This window comes from Enterobacter sp. 198 (genome assembly GCF_009025585.1).
GTDB classification, from domain to species: Bacteria; Pseudomonadota; Gammaproteobacteria; order Enterobacterales; family Enterobacteriaceae; genus Enterobacter; species Enterobacter ludwigii.
Window position 1 is genome coordinate 319,900 of sequence record NZ_WCIM01000034.1, and the last position, 14,662, is coordinate 334,561.

The 14,662-nt window shown below is 54.0% G+C and carries 15 protein-coding genes and 1 rRNA gene; 8 read left to right on the forward strand and 8 right to left on the reverse strand.

Features of this window, described 5'->3' with window-relative positions; translation table 11 throughout:
• The first annotated feature begins 41 nt into the window (after positions 1–41).
• From F8561_RS24020 to tilS, 3 genes are all read left to right on the forward strand, one after another.
• Positions 42–2,174, forward strand: a complete 2,133-nt coding sequence (locus tag F8561_RS24020) for a lysine decarboxylase LdcC (protein ID WP_014168717.1) — start codon at positions 42–44, stop codon at positions 2,172–2,174.
• 65 nt (positions 2,175–2,239) lie between these two features.
• The gene (locus F8561_RS24025; protein WP_014168718.1) at positions 2,240–2,629 is read left to right on the forward strand and encodes a VOC family protein; all 390 of its coding nucleotides are present in this window, start codon (positions 2,240–2,242) and stop codon (positions 2,627–2,629) included.
• A 57-nt stretch (positions 2,630–2,686) separates the two neighbouring features.
• Positions 2,687–3,973: a tRNA lysidine(34) synthetase TilS gene (tilS, locus tag F8561_RS24030; RefSeq protein ID WP_151888052.1), complete on the forward strand. Its 1,287-nt coding sequence runs from the start codon at positions 2,687–2,689 to the stop codon at positions 3,971–3,973.
• A 28-nt stretch (positions 3,974–4,001) separates the two neighbouring features.
• On the opposite strand, the gene rof is transcribed toward tilS, so the two are convergent.
• On the reverse strand, positions 4,002–4,262 hold the full coding sequence (rof, locus tag F8561_RS24035; protein WP_014168720.1) for a Rho-binding antiterminator: 261 nt from the start codon (positions 4,260–4,262) through the stop codon (positions 4,002–4,004).
• The gene (locus F8561_RS24040; RefSeq protein ID WP_014168721.1) at positions 4,249–4,449 is read right to left on the reverse strand and encodes a YaeP family protein; all 201 of its coding nucleotides are present in this window, start codon (positions 4,447–4,449) and stop codon (positions 4,249–4,251) included. The genes rof and F8561_RS24040 overlap by 14 nt, the downstream gene beginning before the upstream one ends.
• A 196-nt stretch (positions 4,450–4,645) precedes the next feature.
• Here F8561_RS24040 and F8561_RS24045 point away from each other — a divergent pair, with 196 nt between their 5' ends.
• Genes F8561_RS24045 through nlpE form a run of 3 tightly spaced genes read left to right on the forward strand, consistent with a single transcriptional unit; the run spans position 4,646 to position 6,342 of the window.
• On the forward strand, positions 4,646–5,191 hold the full coding sequence (locus F8561_RS24045; protein ID WP_108647483.1) for a YaeQ family protein: 546 nt from the start codon (positions 4,646–4,648) through the stop codon (positions 5,189–5,191).
• Positions 5,188–5,610 carry an alternative ribosome rescue aminoacyl-tRNA hydrolase ArfB gene (arfB, locus tag F8561_RS24050; RefSeq protein ID WP_020882624.1) on the forward strand — a complete coding sequence of 141 codons (423 nt, stop codon included), beginning with the start codon at positions 5,188–5,190 and terminating at the stop codon, positions 5,608–5,610. The genes F8561_RS24045 and arfB overlap by 4 nt, the downstream gene beginning before the upstream one ends.
• Positions 5,611–5,643: 33 nt before the next feature.
• On the forward strand, positions 5,644–6,342 hold the full coding sequence (gene nlpE / locus F8561_RS24055; protein WP_108647481.1) for an envelope stress response activation lipoprotein NlpE: 699 nt from the start codon (positions 5,644–5,646) through the stop codon (positions 6,340–6,342).
• A 53-nt stretch (positions 6,343–6,395) separates the two neighbouring features.
• Here nlpE and proS read toward each other — a convergent pair whose 3' ends face one another.
• From proS to metN, 6 genes are all read right to left on the reverse strand, one after another.
• Complete coding sequence (gene proS / locus F8561_RS24060; RefSeq protein ID WP_014168725.1) at positions 6,396–8,114, reverse strand: proline--tRNA ligase; 1,719 nt, start codon at positions 8,112–8,114, stop codon at positions 6,396–6,398.
• Between the two features lie 112 nt (positions 8,115–8,226).
• Positions 8,227–8,931: a tRNA (N6-threonylcarbamoyladenosine(37)-N6)-methyltransferase TrmO gene (gene tsaA, locus F8561_RS24065; protein WP_041162435.1), complete on the reverse strand. Its 705-nt coding sequence runs from the start codon at positions 8,929–8,931 to the stop codon at positions 8,227–8,229.
• Positions 8,928–9,332: an Rcs stress response system protein RcsF gene (gene rcsF, locus F8561_RS24070; protein WP_014168727.1), complete on the reverse strand. Its 405-nt coding sequence runs from the start codon at positions 9,330–9,332 to the stop codon at positions 8,928–8,930. Before rcsF ends, tsaA begins: the two co-directional genes overlap by 4 nt.
• 106 nt (positions 9,333–9,438) lie before the next feature.
• A complete protein-coding gene (metQ, locus tag F8561_RS24075; RefSeq protein WP_014168729.1) occupies positions 9,439–10,254 on the reverse strand; it encodes a methionine ABC transporter substrate-binding lipoprotein MetQ in 816 nt (271 codons plus the stop codon).
• Positions 10,255–10,294: 40 nt separating this feature from the next.
• On the reverse strand, positions 10,295–10,948 hold the full coding sequence (locus F8561_RS24080; protein ID WP_014168730.1) for a methionine ABC transporter permease MetI: 654 nt from the start codon (positions 10,946–10,948) through the stop codon (positions 10,295–10,297).
• Positions 10,941–11,972, reverse strand: a complete 1,032-nt coding sequence (metN, locus tag F8561_RS24085; RefSeq protein ID WP_014168731.1) for a methionine ABC transporter ATP-binding protein MetN — start codon at positions 11,970–11,972, stop codon at positions 10,941–10,943. The genes F8561_RS24080 and metN overlap by 8 nt, the downstream gene beginning before the upstream one ends.
• A 188-nt stretch (positions 11,973–12,160) precedes the next feature.
• On the opposite strand from metN, the gene gmhB reads away from it, so the two are divergent.
• Positions 12,161–12,727, forward strand: coding sequence for a D-glycero-beta-D-manno-heptose 1,7-bisphosphate 7-phosphatase (gene gmhB / locus F8561_RS24090; RefSeq protein WP_014168732.1), 567 nt, complete (start codon positions 12,161–12,163; stop codon positions 12,725–12,727).
• Positions 12,728–13,097: 370 nt separating this feature from the next.
• Positions 13,098–14,637 (forward strand): 16S ribosomal RNA (locus F8561_RS24095).
• The last annotated feature ends 25 nt before the right edge of the window (positions 14,638–14,662 follow it).

The following is a 14,662-nucleotide window of genomic DNA, read 5'->3' on the forward strand; positions in this document are numbered from 1 at the left end:
CCTTAACTATGCTTAGTTAATGTTTTTCAAGGAGGTAAACCGTGAACATCATCGCCATTATGGGGCCGCACGGCGTCTTTTATAAAGACGAGCCCATTAAGGAGCTGGAGCACGCCCTTCAGTCTCGCGGGTACCAACTGATTTGGCCGCACAATAGCGCCGACCTGCTGAAATTTATCGAGCACAACCCTCGCATCTGTGGCGTGATCTTCGACTGGGACGAGTACGACATGGAGTTGTGCAGCGATATCAATAAGCTGAACGAATATCTCCCGCTGTACGCTTTTATTAATACCCACTCGACGATGGACGTGAGCGCTCATGATATGCGAATGGCGCTGTGGTTCTTTGAATACTCACTCGGTGTCGCGGAAGATATTGCGACCCGTATTCAGCAGTACACCGGTGAATATCTCGATAACATCACGCCACCGTTTACCCGCGCGCTGTTTACTTACGTCAAAGAAGGCAAATACACCTTCTGCACGCCAGGCCATATGGCAGGGACGGCCTATCAAAAAAGCCCGGTGGGTTGTTTGTTCTATGATTTCTTCGGGGGCAACACGCTTAAAGCGGACGTGTCGATTTCCGTCACTGAACTCGGATCGCTGCTCGATCACACCGGACCGCACCTGGAAGCTGAAGAATACATTGCCCGGACTTTTGGGGCCGAGCAGAGTTATATGGTGACCAACGGCACCTCGACATCAAACAAAATCGTCGGAATGTACGCCGCACCCGCCGGCAGCACCTTGCTGATTGACCGTAACTGCCACAAGTCGCTGGCTCATCTGCTGATGATGAGCGATGTCGTGCCGTTATGGCTCTCCCCGACGCGAAACGCGCTTGGGATCCTCGGCGGGATCCCGCGTCGTGAATTTAGCCACGCCGCGATTGAACATAAGGTCGCGGCGATCCCGGGGGCAAGCTGGCCGATCCATGCGGTCATCACTAACTCCACCTATGACGGTCTGCTCTATAACACCAACTGGATTAAGCAGACGCTGGATGTGCCGTCGATCCACTTTGACTCCGCGTGGGTGCCATACACCAACTTTCATCCGATTTACGCGGGAAAAAGCGGCATGAGCGGTGAGCGCGTGCCGGGCAAAGTGTTTTTCGAAACACAGTCGACGCACAAAATGCTGGCCGCGTTTTCTCAGGCCTCGCTTATTCACATCAAAGGCGAGTACGACGAAGAGACGTTTAACGAAGCCTTTATGATGCACACCACCACCTCGCCAAGCTATCCGCTGGTGGCCTCTATTGAAACGGCGGCGGCAATGCTGCGCGGGAATCCGGGCAAGCGTCTGATCAATCGGTCTGTAGAGCGGGCGCTGCATTTCCGTAAAGAAGTTCAGCGGCTGAAAGATGAAGCGGACGGCTGGTTCTTCGATATCTGGCAACCCGAAGAGATTGATGAGGCCGAGTGCTGGCCTGTCTCACCCGGCGAAAGCTGGCACGGTTTTCGCGATGCCGACGCCGACCATATGTTCCTCGACCCGGTGAAGGTAACGATCCTGACGCCGGGGATGGACGAACAGGGCACGATGAGTGACGAAGGCATTCCTGCTGCTCTGGTGGCAAAATTCCTTGATGAACGTGGCGTAGTGGTGGAGAAAACCGGCCCGTATAACCTCTTGTTCCTGTTCAGTATTGGGATTGATAAAACCCGTGCGATGGGCTTATTGCGCGGACTGATGGAGTTTAAGCGCGCTTACGATCTCAACCTGCGGGTGAAAAATATGCTGCCGGATCTTTATGCTGAAGATCCTGACTTCTACCGCAATATGCGCATTCAGGATCTGGCCCAGGGGATCCATCGGCTGATCCGTCAGCACGATCTGCCGCGCCTGATGCTGCAGGCGTTTGACGTGCTGCCGGAGATGAAGTTGACCCCACACAAGGCCTGGCAACGTCAGGTGAAAGGGGAGGTTGAAACCGTTGAGCTGGAAAATCTGGTCGGGCGCGTGTCGGCTAACATGATCCTGCCTTATCCGCCGGGCGTACCGTTGTTGATGCCGGGGGAGATGATCACCGAAGAGAGTCGGGCGGTGCTCGATTTTCTGCTGATGCTCTGCTCAGTGGGGCGCCACTATCCGGGCTTTGAGACTGATATTCACGGGGCGAAGCGCGATGAGCAAGGGGTTTACTGGGTGCGAGTCCTAAAATAAGGGCGACAGCTTGCCAGGCCCGGGTTGTCGGTTGTAACGTTCAGGCATCATAAAAAGGAGAAGCTATGCTGGGTTTAAAACAAGTTCACCATATTGCGATCATTGCCACCGATTACGCAAAAAGTAAGGCCTTCTACTGCGATATTCTGGGCTTTACGTTGTTAAGCGAGGCTTACCGTGAGGAGCGTGACTCCTGGAAAGGCGATCTCGCTTTAAACGGGCAATATGTGATTGAGCTGTTCTCTTTTCCTTTTCCGCCAGCACGTCCGTCCCGCCCGGAAGCCTGCGGCCTGCGCCACCTTGCCTTTAGCGTCGACGACATTGATCGCGCCGTAAAACATCTGGAGACCCACGGCGTGAAGTGCGAAGCGATTCGTATCGACCCGTTCACCGACAAGCGTTTTACCTTTTTCAACGATCCGGATGGCCTTCCGCTGGAGCTTTACCAGCAGTAATTTCCACCCTGTGTGATAATGCCCGCTCAGTTCGGGCATTTTTATGTGTGATTTTCTATGACCCTACCCGCGATTGCTCAAGCCATTTCACCGTACCGCCAGCTGCTGGTGGGGTTTAGCGGTGGCCTGGATTCCACCGTTCTGCTCCACCGTCTCAAACTCTGGCGTGACAACGAGCCTGATATTCAGCTTCGGGCGATGCACATTCATCACGGGTTAAGCCCGCACGCGGATGCGTGGGTGGCACACTGCGAGGCGGTGTGTGCGGCATGGGCGATCCCGCTGACTGTTGAACGTGTACATCTCCAGGATGAGGGGCTGGGCATTGAGGCGCAGGCGCGTAAAGCACGCTATGCCGCTTTTGCCGCTGAATTACAGCCTGACGAAGCGCTGGTCACGGCGCAGCATCTCGATGACCAGTGCGAGACGTTATTACTGGCCCTCAAACGAGGAAGCGGCCCGGCGGGATTATCCGCGATGCCAGAACGGGCTGATTTCGCCGGATCGCACCTCCTTCGCCCACTGCTTGGCGAGACGCGAGCCTCGCTGGAAACGTGGGCACGGGAACACGGGCTGAGCTGGATTGAAGATGAAAGCAACCAGGATGACCGCTATGACCGTAACTTCCTGCGTCTGCGTGTCGTACCGCTTCTGAGCGAGCGCTGGCCGCACTTTGCAGAAGCGGCAGCACGCAGCGCCATGCTGTGCGCTGAACAGGAGAGTCTGCTGGATGAGCTGCTGAGCGAAGTGCTGGCGGAACTGATTACCGAGCAGGGATCGCTTACCATCGCACCGCTGGAAGCGATGAGCCCGGTGCGTCGGGCCGCATTGTTACGACGCTGGCTGGCCTCTCACGGTGCCGCTATGCCGTCGCGGGCAATGCTGGCTCGTCTCTGGGATGAAGTCGCCCTGGCACGGGAAGATGCTACGCCGTGTGTGCACCTGAACGGTTTTGACGTCAGACGCTATAAAGGGGCGCTCTGGTGGGTTAAATCATCCCCCTCGCTCGCCGACAGGGTGCTCGACTGGCCGTCGCTTGCGGAACCGCTGCTGTTGCCCTGTGATGCCGGTCGTGTGTCTCTGGTGCCAACCGGCCATGTGCGTCTGCCTGAACCCGGGGAGCCGGTCACCGTGCGCTTTAAGGCGGGCGGACTGCTGCATATTGTCGGGCGCAACGGAGGGCGGAAGCTGAAGAAAATCTGGCAGGAGAGCAATGTGCCGCCCTGGCGACGCGATACCACGCCGCTACTTTTCTACGGTGAAACGCTGATTGCAGCAGCAGGGGGATTCATTACGCAAGAGGGGTGGGCAGACACGGGCGTGCAGTTTGAGTGGAAAGCGTAACGGGCAGCCGGGCTGCCCGTTAGTGTCATCAGGATTCGCTCACCACAACGGTGCCGATTTGCGGGTGGCTGAAGCTGGCAATTTTGTCCAGACGTAGCTCACGCGTCGCCCCGGCATCTTCCACTATCAGATATTCCACATTCTTTCGCGAAACCAGGTCGCTGGCTTTTGCCTTCAACACTTCGCCATCTTTTAGCTCCAGCGTCAGTATTAAATGATGCTGGCAGGCGAGTTCGAGGTTGTCATAGTCATCACAATTGATGGGTTGATAAGTTTCATTCATTGACATAATCGCTCACCAGTAAATTCGCCGCAGCATACGCTGCTTTTTCCCTGACCGATTCTGAAAGGCCCTCATCAGAGGCCACTTCATTAAGCACTTTCAATACACAGCCCAACGCGTCCGGGACATACCCCAGATCTCCGCTGGCGATTTCCGCATACCGTTTGCGAATTAACTCACAATAATTATTCACATCCCCTCCCGCCAGCGCACTGACTTACTGTGAGATATCATTAAGCCTACGAAGATAAACTCGGTTTAGCAAGGTGACTATACCATACTCATTTAAGCAATATCAGCGCCTTGATAGCCGGTGAATGTTCACCCGGGAACAGCCTTTTTATTCCTTTTTCGCTACAATGTGCGCCTGATTCGAAAGGAGTTCTCTCATGGCGCTGAAAGCGACAATTTATAAAGCTGTGGTCAATGTGGCAGATCTTGACCGCAACCAGTTCCTGGATGCGTCACTCACTCTGGCACGCCACCCTTCTGAAACCCTGGAGCGCATGATGCTGCGCCTGCTGGCGTGGATAAAGTATGCTGACGAGCGTCTGCAATTTAGCCGTGGCTTAAGCGCTGAGGACGAGCCAGAGGCCTGGCTGCACAACGATCATCTGGGTATCGATTTATGGATTGAACTCGGTCTGCCGGATGAGCGCCGCATTAAAAAGGCCTGCACGCAGTCCGCTAACGTGGCGTTATTCGCGTATAATCAACGTGCTGCGGAAATCTGGTGGCAGCAAAGCAAGAGCAAGTGCGGGCAGTTTGCCAATCTTACCGTCTGGTATCTGGACGATGAGCAGCTGGCGAAGCTGAGCGAGTTTGCCAGCCGGACGATGGTCCTGCAGGCCACAATTCAGGACGGTGCTATCTGGCTTTCTGATTCTCAGAATAATCTGGAAATTCATTTGACGGCGTGGCAGCCAGCGCCATGATTGTCTTGTCCCGAAACGTTAGTATCCCTGACAATGAGCTGGAGATCACCGCCATCCGTGCTCAGGGGGCGGGTGGACAGCACGTTAACAAGGCTTCAACGGCTATCCATTTGCGCTTTGACATTCGGGCCTCCAGCCTGCCAGAGTATTACAAAGAAAGCCTGCTCGCTGCCAGCCATCATCTGATCACCAGTGATGGCGTGATTGTGATTAAAGCGCAGGAGTACCGCAGCCAGGAGTTGAACCGCGAAGCGGCGATTGCCAGACTGGTGTCGATGATTAAAGAATTAACGGCAGTGCAAAAAAGCCGTCGGGCAACGCGACCGACCCGCGCATCGAAAGAGCGTCGGCTATCGTCGAAGGCCCAAAAATCCACAGTGAAAGCACTACGCGGTAAAGTTCGTCGCCCTACGGAGTGACGAAAAGGAACACAATTTCATAAGGAATTCATTGTGAAAAAAGCATTATTGTCAGCGCTGGCAGTGAGTACGCTGTTTGCGCTTTTCGGGTGTAACAACCGTTCTGAAACGCAGGTCGTGCAGCCTGCGCAGAATGAAGAGTTAAAACCAATGCAGCAGAGCTGGCGCGGCGTTTTACCGTGTGCCGACTGCGAGGGCATTGAAACGTCACTGTTCCTGCAGAAAGATGGTACCTGGGTTATGAACCAGCGTTATCAGGGCGCGAAAGAACCATCTTCCTTTGCGAGCTACGGGACATGGGCGCGTACGGCTGAGAAGCTGGTACTGACGGATACCACCGGTGAGAAAACCTATTTCCGCGCCAAAGGTGAAGGGATGGAGATGCTCGACCGCGAAGGCAATCCGATTGAGTCCCAATTCAACTATACGCTGGCCCCGGTGAAAGCGGCCCTGCCTGCAACGCCAATGCCAATGCGTGGGATGTATTTCTATATGGCGGATGCGGCGATCTTTACCGACTGCGCCACCGGCAAGAAAACCAGCGTGGCGAACAATGCGCAGCTGGAGCGTGATTACGCTGTTGCGCGTGGCAATGACAGCAAGCCTGTCCTGCTGACGGTAGATGGTCACTTTACGCTGGAGCCGAACCCGGATAGCGGAGAGCTGGTGAAAACGCTGGTGGCAGATAAAGACGCGAAGTTTGTTGCGGGCAAAGACTGTAACAGCAAATAAGCCGATATCGACCCATTAAAAAACCCCGCCTGAGCGGGGTTTTTTGTTGAACGTTAACCTTTGATGGCTTTCACCAGGTAATCAAGAATGTCGCCAGTCTTGATCATCTGCTTTTCACCACTGCGACGGTATTTGTATTCAATGTCGTCGCTGTCGAGGTTACGGTCGCCGATGACTACGGTGTGCGGGATACCGATCAGTTCCATATCGGCAAACATCACGCCTGGACGCTCTTTACGGTCATCCATCAGCACTTCGATACCCTGAGCGCGCAGCTCGGAGTAAAGTTTTTCGGCCAACTCCTGCACGCGGTAAGACTTGTGCATGTTCATTGGCAGAATAGCCACCTGGAACGGGGCGATATTGTCTGGCCAGACGATGCCACGTTCGTCGTAGTTCTGTTCAATGGCTGCTGCAACCACACGCGTCACACCGATACCGTAGCAACCCATGGTCAGGATCTGGTTGCGGCCATCTTCCCCCTGAACGGCGGCATTCAGTGCGCGGGAATATTTATCCCCCAGTTGGAAGATGTGGCCCACTTCGATACCGCGTTTGATCATCAGGGTGCCCTGACCGTCCGGGCTCGGATCGCCTGCCACCACGTTACGGATATCAGCCACTTCCGGTGTCGCGACATCGCGATCCCAGTTGATACCGAAGTAATGTTTACCGTCGATGTTAGCGCCAGCGGCGAAGTCGCTCATTGCGGCTACCGTACGGTCAATAACCACCGGAACCGGCATATTCACCGGGCCCAGAGAGCCAGGACCTGCGTTCACGACGGCACGGATTTCCGCTTCCGTTGCGAACGTCAGCGGGCTGGCAACCTGAGGCAGCTTCTCAGCTTTCACTTCGTTCAGTTCGTGATCGCCACGCACCAGCAGGGCAACCAGCGGGTACGCGCTACCTTCGGTGGATTTCACCAGCAGGGTTTTTACCGTTTTTTCGACGGGCAGGTTGAACTGCTCAACCAGCTCGGCAATGGTTTTTGCGTGAGGTGTATCAACCAGCGTCATCTCTTCGGTTGCAGCAGCACGTGGCGCTTTAGGGGCCAGCGCTTCTGCAAACTCGATGTTCGCGGCGTAATCAGAAGAGTCAGAGAAGATCACATCGTCTTCGCCGCTCTGAGCCAGAACCTGGAACTCATGAGACGCGCTTCCGCCGATAGAACCGGTATCAGCCTGCACAGCACGGAAATCCAGACCCATACGGGAGAAGATTTTGCTGTAAGCCTCGTACATTTTGTCGTAGGTCTCTTGCAGCGATTCCTGAGACGTATGGAAAGAGTAAGCATCTTTCATCAGGAATTCGCGTGAGCGCATGACGCCGAAACGTGGGCGAACTTCATCACGGAACTTGGTCTGGATCTGGAAGAAGTTTAGCGGCAGCTGTTTGTAAGAGCTCAGCTCATTACGAATCAGGTCGGTAATGACTTCTTCATGCGTTGGGCCGAGGACGAATGGACGCTCGCCACGATCAACGAAACGCAGCAGCTCAGGGCCATATTGCTCCCAACGGCCGCTCTCCTGCCACAGGTCAGCGGGCTGAACCACAGGCATGGACACCTCGATAGCACCGGCGTTGTTCATCTCTTCACGCACGATGTTTTCGACTTTTTTCAGGACGCGCACGCCGGTCGGCAGCCAGGTATATAACCCGGAGGCCAGCTTGCGGATCATCCCGGCGCGCAGCATCAGCTGATGGCTGATCACTTCGGCGTCGGCAGGCGTCTCCTTCAGAGTGGAGAGCAGATATTGGCTAGTACGCATGTTGTTACGGTTCCATTTCGACGATTGGAACAGGCTGAAACACCAGCCTGAGACAAAAAAAGTGGTTTAGTTTACCAGTGTGGCAAAGATGCCAAAAGAGAGGAGGACAAAATTACCTGGGTTCAAGGGCAAACACTTCAAAACCTGCCCCGGTCACGCGCCAGCGAACGTTAAAATCCAGCAGCCAGACGGCGTAGGTTTTCCCGGCGTCCTCTTCTTTACGATAGGCCGGACGGGGGTCCTGAGCCAGCACTTCGGTGATAAAGTCACGAAGGCGGGGATAGCGTGTTTCCAGCTGCTGAAGCTGCGTGGTTATCTCAGCCGTGAAGTGAACAGGCATATCTGCCTGCGGTGCTTCCTGTGCATAGCTTGCGCGGGCGTCGGGTAACGCTTCGGCAAAGGGGAGATACGGCTTGATATCGATAACCGGCGTGCCATCAACCAGGTCAAGGCTGCCTAACTCCAGTATGACCTGATCCTTCTGACAGCGTATACCTTTCAGTTCGACCAGCGACATCCCGACAGGGTTTGGACGGAAGGTTGAGCGCGTCGCAAACACGCCCATCCTGGCGTTGCCTCCCAGGCGAGGAGGGCGTACGGTCGGACGCCAGCCACCTTCCATCGTCTGGTGAAACACAAACACAACCCATAAGTGGCTGAATGCTTCGAGCCCGCGTACGGCATCGGCCTGATTGTAGGGCGCGATCAAGTGAAGCTCGCCACCGCTGGTGACCAGACCTGGCTGGCGTGGCACGGCGAACTTCTCTTTATAGGGAGAGCGAATAACGCCTATCTGTTCGAACTGAAATGAACTCATTTCGCCGTAATGTTCAGCGCCGAGCCGATGCAAACCGCCTGACGGTAGCAACCCGGTGTTCCACTGGTCACTTCGCAGCTATGCAGCAGAACCGCGTTGGCTTTCATTTTTGCCGCGTTGATCTGCATGCGTTTACGCGCTGTTGGGATATTCGGTGGAGAGTCCTGATTGGTAGCCTGACAGGATTCGCCGCTTACTTCACCCAGTTCACGGAAAGGTTTACCCACGAGTTCGTCAGCTTTGGTAATAATGCGAACCGGCGCAGGGCGAGGCGCTTTCGGTTTTACGGGTTCTGCTTTTGGCGGGGTTGCCGTGCTTTGGACAGGTTCAACAGGAGATCTGCTTAGCATAGAACAGCCGCTCAGCATGAGTGCTAAAAGACAGATCGGTAAAGCACGCATAATAATTCCTCAATGGATAATCAAAACGTCAGATATTGAATCAGTTGACTGCACAAATGACAAGACGGGCATAAGCCCGTCTTGATGATATTACACTGAGGTGAGATTACCAGCCCTTAACAGCGCCGCCGTTAAACACTTTGTTGGCTTCCTGGTAAACTTCGTCAGACTGATAAGCCTGTACGAACTTCTTCACGTTTTCCGCATCTTTGTTGTCTTCGCGAGTCACGATCAGGTTTACATACGGGGAGTCTTTGTCTTCAACGAAGATACCGTCTTTCGCTGGCGTCAGGCCAATCTGGCTGGCGTACGTGGTGTTGATAACGGCCAGGGCAATCTGCGCGTCGTCGAGAGAACGTGGCAGCTGTGGGGCTTCCAGCTCAACAATTTTCAGATTTTTCGGATTCTCGGTGACATCCAGAACGGTTGGCAGCAGGCCAACACCGTCTTTCAGCTTAATCAGGCCCACTTTCTGCAGCAGCAGCAGGGAACGGCCAAGGTTGGTTGGGTCGTTAGGGACGGCAACCTGAGAGCCTGGCTGTAGTTCGTCCAGAGATTTAATTTTCTTGGAGTAACCGGCAATAGGGTAAACAAAGGTGTTACCCACACCCACCAGTTTATAGCCGCGGTCCTTGATCTGCTGATCCAGGTAAGGTTTGTGCTGGAAGGCGTTGGCGTCGATATCGCCTTTGCTCAGCGCTTCGTTCGGCAGAACGTAATCGTTAAAGGTCACCAGCTCAACGTCCAGACCATACTTCTCTTTCGCGACTTTCTGCGCGACTTCAGCAACCTGCTGTTCTGCACCCACGATAACGCCCACTTTGATGTGGTTTGGATCTTTTTCGTCCTGACCGCAACCCACCAGTGCCAGAGAGCCGATCAGCGCGCCTACCGCTGCAAAGGTCTTTAATTTAAACGCCATGTTATATCCTTAACTCGTCGAGTTTGTGTTGTGTGTAACGTTATTTGTGAGTAACAGTCCGGACGATGCGATCGCCAGAGAACTGGATTAAGTAAACCAGCACAACCAGCAATACCAGAACGGTATTCATTACGGTAGCGTTATAACCAATATAGCCGTACTGGTAGCCAATCTGGCCTAAACCGCCGGCGCCAACGGCACCGCCCATCGCGGAATAACCCACCAGAGTAATCAACGTAATGGTTGCCGCGTTAACCAGCCCGGGCAGCGCTTCAGGCAGCAGGACTTTACGCACGATCTGCATTGGCGTTGCCCCCATCGCGCGGGAAGCCTCGATCAAACCGGTCGGGATTTCCAGCAGGGCGTTTTCCACCATACGGGCGATAAACGGCGCAGCTCCCACGGTCAGCGGAACGATGGCTGCCTGCAAACCGATAGACGTTCCCACGATCACACGGGTAAATGGAATCATCCACACCAGCAGAATAATGAACGGGATAGAACGGAAGATATTCACCAGTGCAGACAGGGTGCGATACAGCTTCGCATTCTCAATGATTTGTCCCGGGCGCGTCACATACAGCAGCACGCCGACCGGCAGACCAATCACAAAACCAAAGAAGCCTGATACAAAGGTCATTGCCAGCGTTTCCCAAACGCCGCGAACCAGCAGCCACATCATCGGCTCAGACATAACCCAGTACCTCTACTTTTACGTGATGTTCTTGCAGCCAGGCAATGGCCGCCTGGGTTTCTGCTTGTGTGCCGTGCATTTCCGTCAGCATGATGCCGAACTTCACGCCACCGGCGTAATCCATTTGCGCGCTGATGATGTTGTTATTCACATTAAAGCGGCGTGCGGTTTCGGACAGCAGTGGCGCATCGACGGACTGGCCAGTGAACTCCATACGCAGCATCGGGACGCTGTCCGCTGTCGATTCTGTTTTTAAACGCTCCAGATAATCTTCCGGAATATCCAGGTGCAGCGTGGACTGAATAAACTGTTGTGCCAGTGGGGTTTTCGGATGGGAAAACACTTCGCTGACCGTGTCTTGCTCAATCAACTCACCGTTGCTGATTACCGCGACGCAATCACAGATGCGTTTCACCACGTCCATTTCATGTGTAATAAGGAGAATGGTCAGGCCGAGGCGACGGTTGATGTCCTTCAGCAGCTCCAGAATGGAACGCGTAGTGGCGGGATCTAATGCGCTGGTGGCTTCATCGCACAGCAGCACTTTCGGGTTACTTGCCAGCGCGCGGGCAATGGCCACACGCTGTTTTTGTCCACCGGACAGGTTTGCCGGGTAGCTATCGTGTTTATCACCTAGGCCGACGAGATCCAGCAGTTCGGTTACGCGACGCTTAACTTCTTCTTTTGGCGTGTTGTCCAGTTCCAGCGGCAAGGCAACGTTGCCAAACACCGTACGGGAGGCCAGCAGGTTAAAGTGCTGGAAGATCATGCCAATCTGGCGGCGTGCTTTCGTCAGTTCTTTCTCTGAAAGGGCGGTCAGTTCCTGCCCGCCTACTTCTACACGACCCTGGGTTGGGCGCTCAAGCAGGTTAACACAACGGATCAGCGTACTTTTACCTGCACCCGATGCGCCAATGACGCCATAAATTTGACCAGCAGGAACATGCAGGCTGACATTGTTCAGCGCCTGAATGGTTCGGTTCCCCTGCTGGAACACTTTGGTGATATTGGAAAGTTTAATCATTAGATTATTTTTATCGTATGTAAGTTAGCCGTGGCATTTTCTTCTGCCAGATACGGGTGATGACCGTAAACAAAACGGATGTTAAGGCATCCAGACGTCTAAATCAATCCAACTCTGTACGATGAGCACTTTATTGCGCTGCGATTCATGAGATACTAGCTGTACATGCCTTTTTCAGGAGCAAACCGGTGGCAAAATCAGTACCCGCAATTTTTCTCGATCGTGATGGCACTATCAATGTGGATCACGGTTATGTCCACGAGATTGATGAGTTCGAGTTTATCGAGGGCGTTATCGATGCCATGCGCCAGCTGAAAGAGATGGGCTATGCGCTGGTGGTCGTGACCAACCAGTCCGGTATCGCACGTGGAAAATTCACCGAGGCGCAATTCGAGACGCTGACGGAATGGATGGACTGGTCGCTGGCTGACCGCGGTGTCGAACTTGATGGCATTTACTATTGCCCGCACCACCCGCAGGGAACTGTAGAAGAGTTTCGCCAGACGTGTGATTGCCGCAAGCCGCATCCGGGAATGTTTATCTCTGCGCAGGAATTCCTGCATATCGATATGGCTGCTTCTTATATGGTGGGCGATAAACTGGAAGATATGCAGGCAGCAACCGCCGCAGGTGTGGGGACTAAAATACTTGTGCGCACCGGCAAACCTGTGACCCCTGAAGCAGAGAGTGCCGCGGATTGGGTGATTAATAGCCTGGCAGAGCTGCCAAAAGAGATTAAAAAGCACCAAAAATAGCCTTTTTGGTGAAAAGGTGAGCGGTCGAAATAAAAATGCATATTTCCGCTTGTCATTCCTCGGCGGCACCCTATAATGCGCCTCCATCGACACGGCAGATGTGAATCACTTCACAGTTAAGCCGGTCGGTTGAAGAGAAAAAATCCTGAACTTCAGGGTTGACTCTGAAAGAGGAAAGCGTAATATACGCCACCTCGCGACGGTGAGCTGTAAGCCGCGTCGCAACTGCTCTTTAACAATTTATCAGACAATCTGTGTGGGCACTCAAAGTGACATGGATTCTTAACGTCCTCGGACGAAAAATGAATACCAAGTCTCTGAGTGAACATACGTAATTCATTACGAAGTTTAATTCACGAGCATCAAACTTAAATTGAAGAGTTTGATCATGGCTCAGATTGAACGCTGGCGGCAGGCCTAACACATGCAAGTCGAACGGTAGCACAGAGAGCTTGCTCTCGGGTGACGAGTGGCGGACGGGTGAGTAATGTCTGGGAAACTGCCTGATGGAGGGGGATAACTACTGGAAACGGTAGCTAATACCGCATAACGTCGCAAGACCAAAGAGGGGGACCTTCGGGCCTCTTGCCATCAGATGTGCCCAGATGGGATTAGCTAGTAGGTGGGGTAACGGCTCACCTAGGCGACGATCCCTAGCTGGTCTGAGAGGATGACCAGCCACACTGGAACTGAGACACGGTCCAGACTCCTACGGGAGGCAGCAGTGGGGAATATTGCACAATGGGCGCAAGCCTGATGCAGCCATGCCGCGTGTATGAAGAAGGCCTTCGGGTTGTAAAGTACTTTCAGCGGGGAGGAAGGTGTTGTGGTTAATAACCACAGCAATTGACGTTACCCGCAGAAGAAGCACCGGCTAACTCCGTGCCAGCAGCCGCGGTAATACGGAGGGTGCAAGCGTTAATCGGAATTACTGGGCGTAAAGCGCACGCAGGCGGTCTGTCAAGTCGGATGTGAAATCCCCGGGCTCAACCTGGGAACTGCATTCGAAACTGGCAGGCTAGAGTCTTGTAGAGGGGGGTAGAATTCCAGGTGTAGCGGTGAAATGCGTAGAGATCTGGAGGAATACCGGTGGCGAAGGCGGCCCCCTGGACAAAGACTGACGCTCAGGTGCGAAAGCGTGGGGAGCAAACAGGATTAGATACCCTGGTAGTCCACGCCGTAAACGATGTCGACTTGGAGGTTGTGCCCTTGAGGCGTGGCTTCCGGAGCTAACGCGTTAAGTCGACCGCCTGGGGAGTACGGCCGCAAGGTTAAAACTCAAATGAATTGACGGGGGCCCGCACAAGCGGTGGAGCATGTGGTTTAATTCGATGCAACGCGAAGAACCTTACCTACTCTTGACATCCAGAGAACTTAGCAGAGATGCTTTGGTGCCTTCGGGAACTCTGAGACAGGTGCTGCATGGCTGTCGTCAGCTCGTGTTGTGAAATGTTGGGTTAAGTCCCGCAACGAGCGCAACCCTTATCCTTTGTTGCCAGCGGTCCGGCCGGGAACTCAAAGGAGACTGCCAGTGATAAACTGGAGGAAGGTGGGGATGACGTCAAGTCATCATGGCCCTTACGAGTAGGGCTACACACGTGCTACAATGGCGCATACAAAGAGAAGCGAACTCGCGAGAGCAAGCGGACCTCATAAAGTGCGTCGTAGTCCGGATTGGAGTCTGCAACTCGACTCCATGAAGTCGGAATCGCTAGTAATCGTAGATCAGAATGCTACGGTGAATACGTTCCCGGGCCTTGTACACACCGCCCGTCACACCATGGGAGTGGGTTGCAAAAGAAGTAGGTAGCTTAACCTTCGGGAGGGCGCTTACCACTTTGTGATTCATGACTGGGGTGAAGTCGTAACAAGGTAACCGTAGGGGAACCTGCGGTTGGATCACCTCCTTACCTTAAAGAACCTGCCTTTGTAGTG

Excerpts from the sequence above, each read along its gene's own strand:
- F8561_RS24025 (WP_014168718.1), top strand. The coding sequence starts at position 2,240 with ATGCTGGGTTTAAAACAAGTTCACCATATTGCGATCATTGCCACCGAT.
- tilS (WP_151888052.1), top strand. The coding sequence starts at position 2,687 with ATGACCCTACCCGCGATTGCTCAAGCCATTTCACCGTACCGCCAGCTG.
- rof (WP_014168720.1), bottom strand. The coding sequence starts at position 4,262 with ATGTCAATGAATGAAACTTATCAACCCATCAATTGTGATGACTATGAC.
- F8561_RS24045 (WP_108647483.1), top strand. The coding sequence starts at position 4,646 with ATGGCGCTGAAAGCGACAATTTATAAAGCTGTGGTCAATGTGGCAGAT.
- arfB (WP_020882624.1), top strand. The coding sequence starts at position 5,188 with ATGATTGTCTTGTCCCGAAACGTTAGTATCCCTGACAATGAGCTGGAG.
- proS (WP_014168725.1), bottom strand. The coding sequence starts at position 8,114 with ATGCGTACTAGCCAATATCTGCTCTCCACTCTGAAGGAGACGCCTGCC.
- tsaA (WP_041162435.1), bottom strand. The coding sequence starts at position 8,931 with ATGAGTTCATTTCAGTTCGAACAGATAGGCGTTATTCGCTCTCCCTAT.
- rcsF (WP_014168727.1), bottom strand. The coding sequence starts at position 9,332 with ATGCGTGCTTTACCGATCTGTCTTTTAGCACTCATGCTGAGCGGCTGT.
- metQ (WP_014168729.1), bottom strand. The coding sequence starts at position 10,254 with ATGGCGTTTAAATTAAAGACCTTTGCAGCGGTAGGCGCGCTGATCGGC.
- F8561_RS24080 (WP_014168730.1), bottom strand. The coding sequence starts at position 10,948 with ATGTCTGAGCCGATGATGTGGCTGCTGGTTCGCGGCGTTTGGGAAACG.
- metN (WP_014168731.1), bottom strand. The coding sequence starts at position 11,972 with ATGATTAAACTTTCCAATATCACCAAAGTGTTCCAGCAGGGGAACCGA.